The organism is Pseudoalteromonas sp. SIMBA_162 (genome assembly GCF_046535955.1).
In the GTDB taxonomy this organism is placed as follows: domain Bacteria; phylum Pseudomonadota; class Gammaproteobacteria; order Enterobacterales; family Alteromonadaceae; genus Pseudoalteromonas; species Pseudoalteromonas marina.
In genome coordinates, this window is the sequence record NZ_JAWJBQ010000039.1 from 1 (window position 1) to 15,834 (window position 15,834).

Here is a 15,834-nt window from a genome sequence, read left to right on the forward strand (position 1 = left end):
TGGTGATAATGATGTTTTATTTGCTTTAATAATTCGGTTCAACGCCTAAACACAAAATAATATTAACCACCGAGGGCGCCGAGGCGCTGCGCGCTACACAGAGGAAATATACTATCTTCTCCTGCACTGCTCCTTGTCTTCTCTGTGGTGAAAACAATGTCTTATTCACTTTATCAGCCAAATACAAAGCTTACCTAAAAAACAAAAAAACCGTGTTTAAACTAAACACGGTTTCATAATTTTAAAATAAGCCAAATTGTTTATTACAAATTAACCACATTGTTAAGTGTTGGTGCATTTTCACCATTAACCAATGTATTTAAATGCTGCGCAAACTCTTTACCCAGCTTTTCATCGCGCATACCGTATTCAACAATTGCCTTTAAATAACCAAGCTTATCGCCACAATCATGTGCGCGGCCACTCATGTGAAATGCCTCTACAGTTTCTTGTGCCATTAACGCATCAATAGAGTCGGTTAACTGTATTTCACCGCCCGCCCCTACAGGTGTTTTAGCAAGTAGCGGCCAAATATTTTTACTTAATACATAACGGCCAACAACAGCAAGATTTGACGGTGCAGCATCAACATCTGGCTTTTCAACCATAGTTTTAATTTTAGCGCTTTCACCAGCAGCTAATTGCACACCATTAATGTCGGCAATACCGTATTTACTTACGTCATCCATAGCAACCGGCTCAAGCATTATTTGGCTTGCTGCAGTTTCATTAAAACGAGCAATCATAGCGGCTAGGTTTTCTGTTTTTTGGTTTGCTGTGTATGCATCAAGTATTACATCGGGTAGTACAACAACAAAGTCGTCATTCCCTACAATAGGCTTTGCACACAATATAGCGTGACCTAAACCTTTAGCCTCGCCTTGGCGAACGTGCATGATGGTCACATCACTAGGGCAAATAGAGCGCACTTCTTCAAGTAGTCTACGTTTAACACGATTTTCAAGCGTTGCTTCAAGCTCATAGCTGGTATCAAAGTGGTTTTCTATCGCATTTTTAGAGCTATGCGTTACTAATACAACCTCTTTAATACCTGCAGCAACACACTCGTTCACAATGTACTGAATAAGTGGCTTGTCAACAATAGGGAGCATTTCTTTAGGGATTGCTTTAGTCATAGGTAGCATACGCGTACCTAGGCCAGCAACAGGGATTACTGCTTTCATGGGTAGTCCTTTATTTATAAACTAATTATTACTTTTAAATTAACAGATTGAATCTAGATGAGGGATGAACGAAGTAAAACCCCGAATATACTTATCGGGGTTAGGTTGCTATACAAACAGCTATTATTTAATTAGTCACTACCAAACAGGTCACGCGTATAAACCTTGTCAGCAATATCGCTTAACTCTTCAACCATACGGTTTGAAACCACAACGTCAGATATTTGCTTAAACTCATTTAAGTCTTTTATCACGCGTGAATTATAAAATTCACTTTCTTTAAGCACAGGCTCAAATACAACAACCTCAACACCTTTGGCTTTAATGCGCTTCATAATGCCTTGAATAGACGATGCCCTAAAGTTATCAGATCCCGTTTTCATGACTAAGCGATACACGCCTACCACTTTAGGGTTGCGCTTTAAAATAGACTTAGCAATAAAGTCTTTTCGGGTTGTGTTTGCATCTACAATTGCACCTATAATATTATTTGGCACATTTTGGTAATTAGCACGTAGTTGCTTGGTATCTTTTGGTAAGCAGTAGCCGCCATAACCAAACGATGGGTTGTTATAATGGTTACCAATACGTGGGTCTAGGCCTACACCTTGTATAATTTGCTTGCTGTTTAAACCATGCGCTTCAGCGTAGCTATCAAGCTCATTAAAGTACGCTACGCGCATAGCTAAGTAAGTGTTAGAAAATAACTTAATGGCTTCAGCTTCAGTTGAGTCAGTATATAGTACTTCAACATCTTGCTTAATTGCACCTTGCTTGAGTAAGTTAGCAAAAACAGTTGCGCGCTCGCTTTGCTCACCTACAACAATACGTGAGGGGTGTAAGTTATCGTAAAGCGCTTTGCCTTCACGTAAAAACTCTGGGGAAAATATTAGGTTTTCAGCACCTAACTGCTTTTTAATATCAGCTGTAAACCCTACTGGAATAGTCGACTTAATCACCATAACCGCACTAGGGTTATGCGTCATAGCATCTTTAATTACAGCTTCAACCGAGCTGGTATTAAAGTAGTTATTTTCAACATCGTAGTCTGTTGGCGTTGCTATAATTACGTAATCAGCATTTTTATAAGCGGCTACTTTATCGGTAGTGGCTGTAAAATTTAAGTCATTGCGTGTTAAAAATTCACTAATTTCAGTATCAACAATTGGTGATTGCTTATTATTGAGTAATGCTATTTTTTGCTCGTCAATATCAAGTGCAACCACTTCATTGTGTTGCGATAAAAGCATAGCGTTTGAAAGGCCTACATAGCCCGTACCTACCACGGCAATTTTCATGTTATTCCTTTAATGTTTTAATTGGTAATTAATATGCATAATTTTACCAGAGTTGCCTAATATCATCTATTAGATATTGAGCTTCTAGTATCTGCACAATTATCCCAGACTTAAAATGGAAGATGGAAGATGGAAGATGGAAGATGGAAGATGGAAGATAAAATTTTGCGCGACAAAAGCCGCGCAATCAAAAATTAGCAATATGCAAGATCACAAAAATGAGCTTTTATAGTAACGCTTTAATAGCTTTAGCTATATGCTCCGCCTGTGCCTGAGAGGCCGTCGAGTCTGTTGACTCAACCATAACTCTTATAAGTGGCTCCGTGCCCGACTTACGTAATAAAACACGGCCAGTATCTGCTAATATACTTTCAGCCTCTGAAACGGCTTGTTTAACAAGCTCTGTTTTTAATATTTCATCCGCATTATTTTGGGTTAAACGCACATTTATAAGTACCTGAGGTAACTTTTTCATGCCCGCAACATACTCCTGTAGCGATTGCTTTTGCTGCATAAGCGCTGCTAATACTAAAAGCGATGCAACAATACCATCACCTGTTGATGCATGGTCTAAATGTAAAATATGGCCTGAGCCTTCACCGCCTAACTTCCAACCTGTTTGTTTTAGCTGTTCAACTACATAACGGTCACCCACTTTCGCGCGTTTAAATGGAATATCCATTTCCTTTAGCGCTAACTCTAAACCAAGGTTAGACATGAGCGTACCAACTACACCGCCTTCCATTTTACCTTGCAGTTTTGCCGCTTTAGCCAAAATATAAAGTATTTGATCTCCATCGATAACAGTGCCACTGTCATCTACAAGCATAAGCCTGTCGGCGTCACCATCTAGTGCAATACCTAAATCAGCACCATGCTCTATCACCGCCTTTTGAAGACTATCTAGGTGAGTTGCACCACATTGTTCATTAATATTTAAACCATTAGGTTTATCGTTAATACTAATAACGTCTGCGCCTAGTTCGGCATATACATTAGGGGCAATGTGATACGCTGCACCATTAGCACTATCTACAACAATTTTTAAGCCTTCAAGCGTTAACTCTTTAGGGAATACGCCTTTACAAAATTCAATATAGCGGCCAGCAGCGTCATTAATTCGCCTAGCTTTGCCTAAACGCTCTGAGCTTACACATTGCATTGCATTATTATTTAATGCTTGCTCAAGTAAGGCTTCTATTTCAAGTTCTTGTTCGTCATTTAGTTTAGTACCAAAGTTATTAAAAAACTTAATGCCGTTATCATAAAATGGGTTATGAGATGCACTAATTACCACACCGGCATCTGCTCTAAATGTTGATGCTAAGTATGCAACAGCGGGAGTTGGCATTGGCCCAACAAAAGCTACATTTACACCCGCGGCAGAAAGCCCAGCTTCTATTGCCGACTCAAACATATAACCGCTATTACGTGTATCTTTACCTATTAAAATTTCTTTGGTACCGCTTGAAGCCAATATAGTACCCGCAGCCCAACCTAATTTCATTGCAAAATCGGGAGTAATAGGAAAAGTACCTACTTTTCCTCTAACTCCATCGGTACCAAAATACTTACGTGGCATAACTGCTCCTTTATAACTGATCTATTACAATAATTGAGAATAACTGGCTTATTTTATTATCTTAAAATATGTAACCTAATAAAAAAACGCGAGTTAAACTCGCGTTTCAAAATATTTATTATTACCACTTTTAGCTCGTTTTTAGGCTTACTACTTTTTCATCACTATCGAGTGGAAGTTGTTTTTTTGCATTCCATACTAAATCACAAATACCGTCGGTAGGGTTAAAACCTGTAGGTGCATCAAGCAATAACTGCCTAATAGCTTGGTGATCAAAGTTATGGCATGCAATATCTAACGCCTCTATAAATACATTAAGCTCACTTAATGGCAGCATAACCTCGTTGGCAGTCATTATTCGCTCGTGTATTGTTTCACCTACGTTGTCGCCAATTAAAAGCTCTTCAAAAAGCTTTTCGCCAGGGCGAAGGCCTGTACATTTAATTTCAATATCACCATGAGGGTTAGTATCTGTTTTAACACTTAAACCCGAAAGCCTAACCATTTTAGACGCTAGATCTTTAATTTTAACGGGGTCACCCATATCGAGCACAAACACATCGCCACCTTTACCCATTGCACCCGCTTGTATAACAAGCTGAGCTGCCTCGGGTATGGTCATAAAAAACCGCGTTATATCGGGGTGTGTTAATGTTATTGGCCCACCTTCTTTAATTTGCCTACGAAATAACGGCACTACCGAACCACTCGACCCCAATACATTACCAAAGCGCACCATACAAAAACGTGTTTTATGCTTACTACCTTGCTCTTGCGCTAAGCCCTGCAGTACAAGCTCGGCCATACGCTTTGTTGCCCCCATAACATTGGTTGGGCGCACTGCTTTGTCGGTAGAAATAAGCACGAAGTTTTCAACCCCTGCATTTACGGCTGCTTTTGCAGTGTAATAGGTACCAAATACGTTATTGCGAACCCCTTCTACCACATTATGCTCAACTAAAGGCACGTGTTTATAGGCAGCAGCGTGGTAAACCGTTTGCACACCAAAGGCCATCATAACAGTTTCTATACGGTTAATACGCTGAACAGACCCCATAATTGGCACAAGCTCTATTTCAAGATTGTTATTTATTATGTACTCGCATAGCTCTTTTTCTATTGCGTATAATGCAAATTCACTTTGCTCAAATAAAATAAGCTTTGTGGGTTTTTGTTTAATTATTTGCCTACAAAGCTCAGACCCAATAGAACCACCCGCACCGGTGACCATAACTACCTTACTGGCAATGTTAGCGGCCATTAAGCCTGGTTTTGGGGTCACTGGGTCGCGGCCTAGCAAGTCTTCAACACCAACATCACTAATTTCAGAAAGCTTAGCCTTCCCCTCAACCACATCGGCCATACCGGGGATAGAAAGCACCTTAATTGCTAAGGGCTCTAACTGGGCAAGTATTTCTTTGCGCCGTGCACGGGTTTCGCTAGGTAATGCCAATAGCACTTTACTGGCTTTACGTTTATTTATAAGCTCGTAAATACCTTTAAACTCAACAACGGGTATGCCTTGTATTATAGAGCCATGCTTGGTTACATCGTCATCAATAAATGCACTTACAAAATACTCAGGCCCTGCACCTAAAGCAGTGGCTAATTGTCGGCCTGCCGAACCCGCACCATAAATAATTACCGACTCTTTCTTACTGGTAGTCATTTTACCAATAAGTGCGCGCACCAACACCCGGGCACCACCTACTGTAAGCAAGCATAACCATGCAAATATAAACGGCATAGTACGAGGTATATCAACCCCCATAAAAAAGGCAAGCAATACCAAGCTAACCGTTGTAATAACCGTACCTAGCACTATTGCCCAAATAGCTTGCGAGTTCATGTACCTAAGTACAGCACGGTATAAGCCTAAGCTTATAAATGCATACAAACTAACCGGTGTAAGTAATGCAAGTAACACCCAATTTTGAGCTTGTTTTAGTGGTTCTAAGCTATCGAGCCTAACAACCAGTGCAAGCCAAAAGGCTAAAACTATAAATAGCGAGTCAATGCACAGTGTTATTATGCGCTTTTTAGCGCGTGACGCATTTAAAATAGAACGGATAAAACTATCCATTGGAAGTTCCTTTCTTATATTTAAATTAGAGTTTTTTGATATTATAAATTTTGAATTACTACTCAGTTCTGCTGTACATACAGGTAATTAAAAATCAGTTCATTGACACAAAGAGAAGTAAAAAATGAGTAAATGAGAAGATATAAAAATACCTATTTTATGCTCTCTCACTACTCTAAAGCGCAGCGCCTCTTAACCTATTTGTGAATAATTCACTTTATTAGCTTTACTTTGAAGCCAGTGAAAAAACTTCTTTCATAACTTGAGTTGTTTTAGCTATTTCATCTTCAGTTAGGGTTGGGTGAACTAAAAACATAATTGACGTTTCGCCAAGCTCAACAGCATTTGGTAAACGCTTTTCTGGGCGCCACGGGGTGTTGTCGAATGCTTTTTCTAAATACACTTCTGAGCAGCTACCTTGAAAGCATGGCACGCCGCGTTCGACTATAGTGTTAACTATCTGGTCGCGATCCCAACCTTCAGCTAAGCACTCAGGTTTAATAAACATATAATGTTTATATTCAGCATGTTCACAGTAATCAGGAACTTCAACCAAACGAATGCAGTCAAAGCCACTTGCGGCTTTATCAAGTTCAGCGCCATATGCTTGGCGTTTTGCTGTCCAGTCATTCATGCGTGTTAGTTGAATTCGGCCAAGTACAGCTTGCATTTCGGTCATGCGCCAGTTGGTGCCAAAGCTTTCGTGTAGCCATCTAAACCCTGGTGGGTGTTCACGATTATAAATTGCATCATAGCTTTTACCATGATCTTTATAGCTCCACATAGTTGACCACAACTCTTTAGAGTTTGTGGTTACCATGCCGCCTTCACCGCCGGTGGTCATAATTTTATCTTGGCAAAAACTCCACGCGCCAACATGGCCAATACTACCAACCGATTTATCTTTATACTTAGCGCCATGAGCTTGAGCACAATCTTCAATCACATAAAAACCATGCTCTTTGCTGAGCGCCATTATTTCGTCCATTTCAGCTGGCATACCCGCCAAATGTACAACAATAACGGCTTTGGTTTTAGGTGTAAGTACCGCTTTAATGCTTGCAGCAGTAATCGCTTGGCTGTTTAGGTCAACATCGGCAAAAATAGGGGCAGCACCTGCGGTAACTATACTCGAAGCAGACGCTAAGAATGTGCGAGGTGTAGTGATAACTTCATCACCCGCACCTACATTTAACGCTTTTAAGGCAATATCTAACGCAAGTGTACCGTTACCCAAAGCAACGGCAAATTGGCTATCAGCCCAGCTAGCAAACTCTTTTTCAAATTCACGGCCTTCAGTGCCCGTCCAATAATTTACTTTATTTGATAAAATAACGCGGCTTACGCCATCAGCCTCTTCTTGTGTAAAGCTAGGCCAAGGAGAAAAAGGGGTATTTAACATATATTAGTACTCAAAAAAACCTTTTTTAGTTTTACGACCTAAGTGGTTAGCTCTAACCATTTTTCTTAGCAGTGGATGTGCTCTATATTTAGGATCCCCTGTTTCAGAGTAGAGGGTTTCCATTATAGATAAATTAACATCATTACCAATTAAATCAGCTAATGCCAATGGTCCCATCGGATGGTGTGCGCCAAATTTCATTGCTTTATCAATATCTTCAGCAGTTGCGACACCTTCGGCTAAAATACTAACAGCTTCATTAATCATTGGGATAAGCATTCGATTAACAACAAAGCCCGGAGCCTCTTGAACAACAACAGGCGCTTTACCTAAAGCTTTAGTTAGAACTTGTAGCCTATCGACTATATCTGGATTAGTTTCATGGCCTACAACTATTTCGACTAACTCCATAATAGGGGCTGGATTGAAGAAGTGTAACCCGATTACATTTTGAGGGTTAGGTAATACACTACCAAAAGCTGTAATTGATAAAGATGATGTATTAGAAGCTATAATTACTGATTCACTTATAAACTTGGCAAGCTTAGAAAAAAGCTCCATTTTAACTACAAAGTCCTCCGCTATAGCCTCTATAATTAAATCAGAATGAACTACATTAGCTAATTCAAGAGTGCAGCTTAACTTTTCTAAAGCACAACTTTCTTGCTCATCTGAGATTTTACCTTTTCGAGCAAGGCGGGATATGTTTTTTGCACAAGTATTTTTTGAAGCTGAAGCTTTTTCTTCAGTCCTTGCGATTAAATTAACTTTAGAAATTTCATTACTTACGCATAGCACTTGAGCTATTCCTGTTGCCATAGTGCCGGAGCCAATTATTGATACTTCCATTACTCAGCTATCTCCTTTAATTTTTTTGCAGGGTTGCCCGCAAAAATAGTTCTTTCAGGAATATTTTTAGTAAGAATACCACCCATGCCTAACATTGAACCTTCAGCAAGCTCAAGGCCTTGGCGTATAACAGCCCCTGTACCAACCTCAACTAAATACTCTAACTTCACATTACCCGATACTGCGACCATGGGAGCGACAGTTACATAATCAGCAAATTCACATTCATGGCCTACTGTAACATTCAAATTTAAAATATTATGTTTGCCTAAGTTGATATCTGCTGTGAGTACAGAGCCTGCACAGATAATAGAGCCCTCACCTATACTAACTGTATTAGAAAGCCTCACACTAGGATGAATTAAGGTGGCAAAATCAGGCTCACCAAAAGTTAGCATACTCTCTAATACTTTTTGTCTTGTACGTGGCGAACCAATTGCAACGATAAACTCACAATTCTTATAATTTACCCAACTAGCTATATCACCTAAAACAGTAGCACCCTGAACTTGTGTATTATGTGTTTCTACTGAATCATCTAATACGCCTTTCACCCTACGGTTGCAATCATTAGCTAGCCAAATTACTTCTTTAGCAAAACCACCGCCGCCAATTATTATTAAATCTTTCATTTTTTATCATTTCCTTCAAAAAGAGACATAGTGGCTTCTCCTTCAGCACTTATACCTTCACGTATAAATACTTTTTTTACTGTTAAAAATAGTATTTTCATATCGAGCAAAAAACTTTGGTTATCGACATACCACACATCCAGCTTAAACTTTTGTTCCCAGCTAATAGCATTACGCCCATTTACTTGTGCCCAACCAGTAATACCTGGGCGTACATTGTGCCTGCGTGCCTGCTCTTTGTTATATAAAGGCAAATACTGTACTAATAGAGGCCTTGGGCCTACTAAGCTCATATCGCCTTTTAATACATTAAATAAACCGGGTAACTCATCTAAACTAGTTGAGCGTAAAAATGCACCAAATTTGGTCATACGTTCATCATCTGGCAGCAAGTTACCGTGTTTATCTTTACCATCAAGCATGGTTCTAAACTTCATCATTTTGAAAACATTGCCATTCAAACCGGGGCGGTCTTGCGTAAATAATATCGGCGAGCCCAACTTAAGCCTAATTAATACAGCAACAATAATTACTACAGGCAACAAAATAAGTAATGCAAATAGAGCAATTAAAAAATCTAATAAGCGTTTCATTTAGCTGCCCCAGTAACCCACGTTACCCATTTATCAGCTAAATTATGGCGATTAAAATCTCGTTTAGCTAAAGCTTGTGCTCTTTCGCCCATTTCAGGTAGTAACTCTTTATTATCTGCGGCATTTTCTAACGCATCAGCAAATGCCTGTGCATTGTCAGGCTCAATTGCATAACCACAATTATTATCATTAATCATCCCCGCTAACCAACCAGGATAATTATTCAAAACAGGTAAGCCTGCAGAAATATAATCAAAGAATTTATTAGGTGATGTACCATAATAAAAAGCAGGAACATTTGCCAATAACTGCAAGCCAATATCAGCACCTTTCATCAGCTCGGCTAATTTGTTTTTATTAACTGGTGGGTGGAATATTACATTATGCAACTCTTCTTTCTTAGCTCTTGCTTGCAAGCTACTTTTCAACTTGCCTTGGCCAACAAAAACGAGTTTAATATCATCACGCCCGCGTTTTTTCAATACTCTAGCAGCGTCCAGAGCTGCACCCAAGCCATTGGCTTGTCCATGAGTACCGGTAAATACTGCCATTAAATCTGTATCTGCAACACCATCAGGTCGCCATGCAGGAACATCATTAGCAAATATTGTTAAATCACAGCCATTTGGTACTATCTCAACTTTAGAGGCTTTTACACCACGTTTTTTAATACCTTCTACAATGCCAGGTGACAAGCCAATACAACGGTGAGCTGAACGATATGAACACCACTCTAATGCCGACATAGCAGCTAACACTAGCGGGTTTGTAATTACTCCCATTTCTTTTGGTAACTCAGGCCATAAATCACGCACTTCAAATACAAAAGGCTTACCTCTAAACCAGCGCGCAAATATACCCGGTATGCCCGCTGTTAACGGTGTTGTAGTTGCAAAAAGCACGTCGTATTTATGAGTGAGTGCAATACCAATACTTTTTAAAGCAAACTTTAAAAAAGTACCCGCACGCTTTACTAAACCATCAGAATTAGAATAAGCTAAATCAAACTCTATGATATTAATACCGTCAACCACGCCCTCTCTGCGGCCTTTAATAAAATCAGTACTTAAACCTGTTTCACCGCCGCCGTAGCTACCACACACCATAGTCACTTGATGGTTCTGTTTGAGTAAACGTTGAGCCATTTCGTAAGATCTAATGCCTACAGAACCGCTTGGCGTAGAAAAATGTTGGTGAAAATATAGAACCTTCATCTAAAAGTTTTCCCTAATGATATGTATAAAAAGGTTAAAGATAGCGTAATAAAAATTAACGCTTGACATAAAAACAAGTATATTGGATTAGGGTATATAAAAAATAGCAAGGTAACTATCAATAACAGAGCGAAAAAGGTCGCTGCCTGAAACATATAAAAGCTAGATACCTTAAATGAGTGAAACTTTTCTAAACTAAAAATAACAATTCGGGCAAAAGACAAAAATGTAAAGCCGATTGCCATAACCCCCCCTGACAGGTAAACATTTATGTATCTTAAGTCAATAGGAATATAGCTAGCTATTACTAAATTAAATTTTTCAACTTTAATTAAGCTGTAACCAAAGAACAATAGCAAAAGCGCAATAATGATCAAAACAAAAAATTGTTTAATCAACTTAACATAAGTTTCAATATATCTTACTGTCAGCATACAAAAGCTATATTTTTTTTCAACCCATACCATCATAAGCTGCCAAAAAACTTCTGCTATTGTTAAAGCTATAGCAAGCTGATCACTACCATTACCAGTAATATAAGCTGCAATCACAACAACTCTTAAGTTTGCAATTACAAAAATATTTGATAACGTTTTACCACCCCATACTTTTATTGCTTCATAAGTAAAATAGACTTTATTTATGTCATAAAGACTTGAAAAACTATAACAGCGAAAAAGAGAAGGTATAAAAATCAGTTGGCACATTATAAATGCAAAAGAAAAACTGCTCATTAGTACACTAATTTCAATGTTATTTACTTGCGTTAAGATTAATAGATAGAGTAAAAAAGGAAAGTTACTTAAAAAGCTATAGCCCTTAGGGTTATTTACTCTTATCATCCCACCCAAGGTAACGCTAGAAGCAATAGATAAAGAAAGGCTCAATATGTAAATGTAACTCTCTACAATAAAAAAGCTTAGGAAAAAAGAAAGCAAATTAAAAAAAGCAATTATTAAATAAAAAGTAAAAAATACATTTTCATTACTTTCGCCTTTTTTATTTAAGGGTATAAATTCCTCATTAGAAAAGCTAATTAACCGGCTAATAATAAGAGCAATAGTTACTATGTAGTAATAATCACCAAATCCACCTTTATCTAACTGAGGGATAACGATGATTAGAAATAAAAGCTTCGATATCACTGATGATATTTTAAGAAAATACATTGTTATCAATTTTTTTCCTCAAACTAAGTGCTATACCTGCTATTGGAATAGAGTAAAAAAAGTATAAATAAGTCGTATCACCACTGAATTGTAGAGCAAGAAACATAAAGAGCATTATCAGTTTTAGTTCCCTAGGACACTTGTAAAACAGTAATAAAATATAAATCAAAACTCCCCCTCCAAGTAAAACGCCTAGCTCACTTAAGATTTCGAGAATAAGATTATGAGGGTAGATAAAATTGGATTGATTATAATACTGCCAATTTCCTAACCCAACCCCTCCCCATAAATTTTGGGAAATTATTCGTAAAGTATCTAAGTACAACTCTAGCCTTGAACCAATAGAGCCATGACTTGCCTCAGTGTTATTAGAATAATCTAATGCCATCATAATTCTATTCACTTGAGGCACGTCTGAGTTTAAAATCAAAAATAGAATTAGAAGCATTAAAGAAATTATTTTCAAAACTTTTTTCTGTAAACCAAAAGAACTAATAAGTATCGTGCAGCAAATGAGTAAACTTAAAATTGGCCCTTTAGAAAAAGTCCAAAAAACAGAGATAAATAAAATAAAAAAGGATACTAAATAAAACCTTTTCTCTAATGAGAAAAAATTATAAAGGCTTGCTATGGCTGCCATTGACATCAACCAACCAAATACTATAGGACCGTTTAAAAAAAAACGTACATTCCGATCAAAAAAGCCAAATATTAACTTATAGATTACAGTTAAAAAAAGCATTACTAAAGCAGTATAAATAAAAGACTTGACTGCGCCCTCAAAACCTGAAAGCCTAACAAAAGCAGCTACAAGAATAGAGCTAATGAACCCAAAAAATAAAGCACCATCTAGCTTCGCCATTGCATATTCTTGGTACTGAGTATCAAAAGACGACAATATAAACACCATAGCAAAAGGAATATATAAAAAGGTAATATTAGTTAAATCTCTTACATTTATAGTTCCGAAATAGAAAAATATTGATGCTAACAATACTGCTAGTAGTGTATTGACAGGGAGCATATAGCCTAGTAAAAATATAGGCAATATCTTGCCTACAGCAAACAATGTATAAATTATCAAGCATAAAAGAAAACTTGTTACTTTAATGCTTTTCACTTTACCAAATACCTTTTGTATCTATGAGGTAGTCACTTTTAAATACTACATCTTTGAATTCTTTATGATCAACAAGTAATAAATGAATATCCGCTGTGCTTTTTGCTGTAACAAATGTTGATAACTGAAATGTATTTATACTTTTTGGTAAATCAGAAATATTAGGCTCTACGCCCATAACCTTACCAGCGTGAAGGTCAGCTATTTGTTTTGTGATATTTAAAGCTGGACTTTCACGTAAATCATCAATATCAGGTTTAAATGCCAAGCCATAACACGCTATAGTTACGTCTTTAGCTGTTTTAGTCGGGTTAGCTTGTAAAAAATCAGTAATAGCTAGTTTAACTTTATTAATAACCCATTGTGGCTTTGCATCGTTCACTTTACGTGCAGTATGAATTAATTGTGCTTCATCAGGCGTTTTACTTACAATAAACCACGGGTCAACTGCTATACAATGACCGCCAACACCAGGACCTGGTTGTAAAATATTAATACGCGGGTGGCGATTAGCCAGTGAAATAAGCTCCCATACATCAATGTTTAATTTATCACAAATGATTGATAGTTCATTGGCAAAAGCAATTTGTACATCGCGGCATGAGTTTTCAGTTAATTTTGCCATTTCTGCAGTGCGGGCATTAGTAATAACACATTCACCTTGTACAAATGTTTTGTAAAGCTCTACTGCGCGAGCTGAACACTTAGCAGTCATACCGCCGATTACGCGGTCATTTTCAACCAGCTCACGCACTACGTGCCCCGGTAATACACGCTCAGGGCAATGGGCAACATTTACATCAGTTTCTTCGCCTGCAGATTCTTTATTAGGGGAAGGGAACGATAAATCAGGGCGAGCTGCTGCTAACCACTCGGCCATTTGTTCAGTAGCACCTACTGGTGATGTTGACTCCAGTATTACTAAGTCACCTTTTTTAAGCACTGGCGCGATAGCTTCACTGGCTTTTTTAATATAGCTTAGGTCAGGCTCAGGTATTGCTGAGTCACTTTTTGTATTTAAAGTGCTTTTGAATGGGGTTGGTACGGCTATTAAAAATGCATCCGCAGGTTCTGGCGAAGTTACGGCTTTTAAATAGCCCTCAGTCACTGCGGCATGAACAATCATGTCTAGATCTGGTTCTACTATATGTATTTCACCACGGTTGATTGTATCTACCGCGTGTTGATTTACATCAACACCTATTACGTTTTTTTTACGTGATGCGAACATTGCAGCTGTTGGCAGGCCGATATAGCCTAATCCAATAACGGAAATTGTATTAAATGACATGATAATCCTTTTAAATAGGTTCTAGGTTCTAGGTTCTAGGTTCTAGGTTCTAGGTTCTAGGTTCTAGGTTCTACAAATTCTGGTTTTAAACTTTTTATGGCAAGCTTTGTTTATGTATTTTTCAGCTTGTCACATTATTTTTAAGTGAGTAAAGCGTGATATAAAATCGCGCCTTCAAATTTTAATCTTGGCTTGTCGCTAATACATCGCAGATGCGCTGACAAGCTTGGCCGTCACCATACGGGTTATGAGCGCGGCTCATTGTTTTATAGGCGGCGTCATCCGTTAGTAATTCATTGAGTGCAGATGTTATTTTTTCTACGTTTGTGCCCACTAGCTTAACTGTACCTGCATCTACCGCTTCTGGGCGCTCTGTTGTGTCACGCATTACGAGTACAGGTTTGCCTAAGCTTGGTGCTTCTTCTTGAATGCCACCGGAGTCTGTTAAAATAATGTGTGAACGATTCATTAAATATACAAAGGGCAAGTATTGCTGTGGCTCTATTAAATGTACGTTATCTACATCTTTTAAAATACGTTTTACTGGCTCTTGTACATTTGGGTTTAAATGTACCGGGTATAGTATTTGTGTATTTGGGTGCGCTTTAGCTGTTTGTGCTAACGCTTCACAAATTCGCTCAAAACCACCACCAAAGCTTTCACGGCGATGGCCTGTAACTAAAATAAGCTTTTTACTTTCGTCAAGCATCGGGAATTGTGATGCTAAAGTGTTGCTTAACTCTGCGTCACTTTCTATTTGTTGCTTAACCAGTAGTAAAGCATCAATCACCGTATTACCGGTTACAAATATATTTTCATCTGCGACATTTTCTTTCAGCAAATTAGCTTTTGAGGTGTCGGTTGGTGCAAAGTGGAACTGTGTTAGTGCGCCAGTTAGCTTTCGGTTACCTTCTTCAGGCCATGGCGAGTAAATATTACCTGTGCGTAAACCTGCCTCAACGTGACCTACCGCTATTTGCTCGTAATATGCAGCTAAACTTGCAGCAAACGTTGTTGCAGTATCACCATGCACAAGCACTACATCGGGCTTAAACTCTTTAAGTACCGGTGTTAGCTCTTGCAAAATACGGCTTGTTACTTCAGGTAGAGTTTGCCCTGCTTTCATTAAATTTAAATCGTACTCTGGGGTAATTTTAAAAAGCTCAAGTACTTGGTCTAACATTTCGCGGTGCTGCGCTGTTACACATACTTTAGCCTCAAAACGGCTATCGTTTGCTAGTGCATGTACAAGAGGTGCCATTTTAATGGCTTCAGGGCGGGTACCAAATACTGTTAATACTTTCACTTTTAACTTCCTTCGTGAATTAAATTATAAGTTTAGCTATCAGCTATCAGCTATCAGCTATCAGCTATCAGCTATCAGCTATCAGCTATCAGCTATCAGCTATCAGCTATC

The 15,834-nt window shown here is 38.3% G+C and carries 13 protein-coding genes; all 13 read right to left on the bottom strand.

Features of this window, described 5'->3' with window-relative positions:
* Positions 1 to 263: 263 nt before the first annotated feature.
* The 13 genes from galU to wecB all read right to left on the bottom strand — a co-directional run bounded on the left by galU (position 264) and on the right by wecB (position 15,723).
* Positions 264 to 1,184, bottom strand: coding sequence for a UTP--glucose-1-phosphate uridylyltransferase GalU (gene galU, locus R0J88_RS18370; RefSeq protein ID WP_410900655.1), 921 nt, complete (start codon positions 1,182 to 1,184; stop codon positions 264 to 266).
* A 131-nt stretch (positions 1,185 to 1,315) separates the two neighbouring features.
* Positions 1,316 to 2,482: a nucleotide sugar dehydrogenase gene (locus R0J88_RS18375; RefSeq protein WP_410900656.1), complete on the bottom strand. Its 1,167-nt coding sequence runs from the start codon at positions 2,480 to 2,482 to the stop codon at positions 1,316 to 1,318.
* A 226-nt stretch (positions 2,483 to 2,708) separates the two neighbouring features.
* Positions 2,709 to 4,064, bottom strand: coding sequence for a phosphoglucosamine mutase (glmM, locus tag R0J88_RS18380; protein ID WP_410900657.1), 1,356 nt, complete (start codon positions 4,062 to 4,064; stop codon positions 2,709 to 2,711).
* Positions 4,065 to 4,194: 130 nt separating this feature from the next.
* Entirely contained in the window at positions 4,195 to 6,147 is a 1,953-nt protein-coding gene (locus R0J88_RS18385) for a nucleoside-diphosphate sugar epimerase/dehydratase (RefSeq protein WP_410900658.1), read from the bottom strand.
* 226 nt (positions 6,148 to 6,373) lie between these two features.
* On the bottom strand, positions 6,374 to 7,549 hold the full coding sequence (locus R0J88_RS18390; protein WP_410900659.1) for a DegT/DnrJ/EryC1/StrS family aminotransferase: 1,176 nt from the start codon (positions 7,547 to 7,549) through the stop codon (positions 6,374 to 6,376).
* 3 nt (positions 7,550 to 7,552) lie between these two features.
* A complete protein-coding gene (locus R0J88_RS18395) occupies positions 7,553 to 8,398 on the bottom strand; it encodes a 3-hydroxyacyl-CoA dehydrogenase family protein (RefSeq protein ID WP_410900660.1) in 846 nt (281 codons plus the stop codon).
* A complete protein-coding gene (locus tag R0J88_RS18400; protein WP_410900661.1) occupies positions 8,398 to 9,030 on the bottom strand; it encodes an acetyltransferase in 633 nt (210 codons plus the stop codon). The genes R0J88_RS18395 and R0J88_RS18400 overlap by 1 nt, the downstream gene beginning before the upstream one ends.
* Positions 9,027 to 9,623 (bottom strand): sugar transferase, encoded by a 597-nt coding sequence (locus tag R0J88_RS18405; protein ID WP_410900662.1) that lies wholly within the window; start codon positions 9,621 to 9,623, stop codon positions 9,027 to 9,029. Before R0J88_RS18405 ends, R0J88_RS18400 begins: the two co-directional genes overlap by 4 nt.
* Positions 9,620 to 10,837, bottom strand: a complete 1,218-nt coding sequence (locus R0J88_RS18410; RefSeq protein WP_410900663.1) for a glycosyltransferase family 4 protein — start codon at positions 10,835 to 10,837, stop codon at positions 9,620 to 9,622. Before R0J88_RS18410 ends, R0J88_RS18405 begins: the two co-directional genes overlap by 4 nt.
* Complete coding sequence (locus R0J88_RS18415; protein ID WP_410900664.1) at positions 10,834 to 12,015, bottom strand: hypothetical protein; 1,182 nt, start codon at positions 12,013 to 12,015, stop codon at positions 10,834 to 10,836. Before R0J88_RS18415 ends, R0J88_RS18410 begins: the two co-directional genes overlap by 4 nt.
* Positions 11,993 to 13,126: an O-antigen ligase family protein gene (locus tag R0J88_RS18420; RefSeq protein WP_410900665.1), complete on the bottom strand. Its 1,134-nt coding sequence runs from the start codon at positions 13,124 to 13,126 to the stop codon at positions 11,993 to 11,995. Before R0J88_RS18420 ends, R0J88_RS18415 begins: the two co-directional genes overlap by 23 nt.
* Position 13,127: 1 nt before the next feature.
* Positions 13,128 to 14,417 (bottom strand): UDP-N-acetyl-D-mannosamine dehydrogenase, encoded by a 1,290-nt coding sequence (gene wecC, locus R0J88_RS18425; RefSeq protein WP_410900666.1) that lies wholly within the window; start codon positions 14,415 to 14,417, stop codon positions 13,128 to 13,130.
* Positions 14,418 to 14,598: 181 nt separating this feature from the next.
* Entirely contained in the window at positions 14,599 to 15,723 is a 1,125-nt protein-coding gene (gene wecB / locus R0J88_RS18430) for a non-hydrolyzing UDP-N-acetylglucosamine 2-epimerase (protein ID WP_410900667.1), read from the bottom strand.
* Positions 15,724 to 15,834: the final 111 nt, after the last annotated feature.

Bases quoted from the DNA above. Each gene is read 5' to 3' on its own strand.
- galU (WP_410900655.1), bottom strand. From the start codon at position 1,184: ATGAAAGCAGTAATCCCTGTTGCTGGCCTAGGTACGCGTATGCTACCT.
- R0J88_RS18375 (WP_410900656.1), bottom strand. From the start codon at position 2,482: ATGAAAATTGCCGTGGTAGGTACGGGCTATGTAGGCCTTTCAAACGCT.
- glmM (WP_410900657.1), bottom strand. From the start codon at position 4,064: ATGCCACGTAAGTATTTTGGTACCGATGGAGTTAGAGGAAAAGTAGGT.
- R0J88_RS18385 (WP_410900658.1), bottom strand. From the start codon at position 6,147: ATGGATAGTTTTATCCGTTCTATTTTAAATGCGTCACGCGCTAAAAAG.
- R0J88_RS18390 (WP_410900659.1), bottom strand. From the start codon at position 7,549: ATGTTAAATACCCCTTTTTCTCCTTGGCCTAGCTTTACACAAGAAGAG.
- R0J88_RS18395 (WP_410900660.1), bottom strand. From the start codon at position 8,398: ATGGAAGTATCAATAATTGGCTCCGGCACTATGGCAACAGGAATAGCT.
- R0J88_RS18400 (WP_410900661.1), bottom strand. From the start codon at position 9,030: ATGAAAGATTTAATAATAATTGGCGGCGGTGGTTTTGCTAAAGAAGTA.
- R0J88_RS18405 (WP_410900662.1), bottom strand. From the start codon at position 9,623: ATGAAACGCTTATTAGATTTTTTAATTGCTCTATTTGCATTACTTATT.
- R0J88_RS18410 (WP_410900663.1), bottom strand. From the start codon at position 10,837: ATGAAGGTTCTATATTTTCACCAACATTTTTCTACGCCAAGCGGTTCT.
- wecC (WP_410900666.1), bottom strand. From the start codon at position 14,417: ATGTCATTTAATACAATTTCCGTTATTGGATTAGGCTATATCGGCCTG.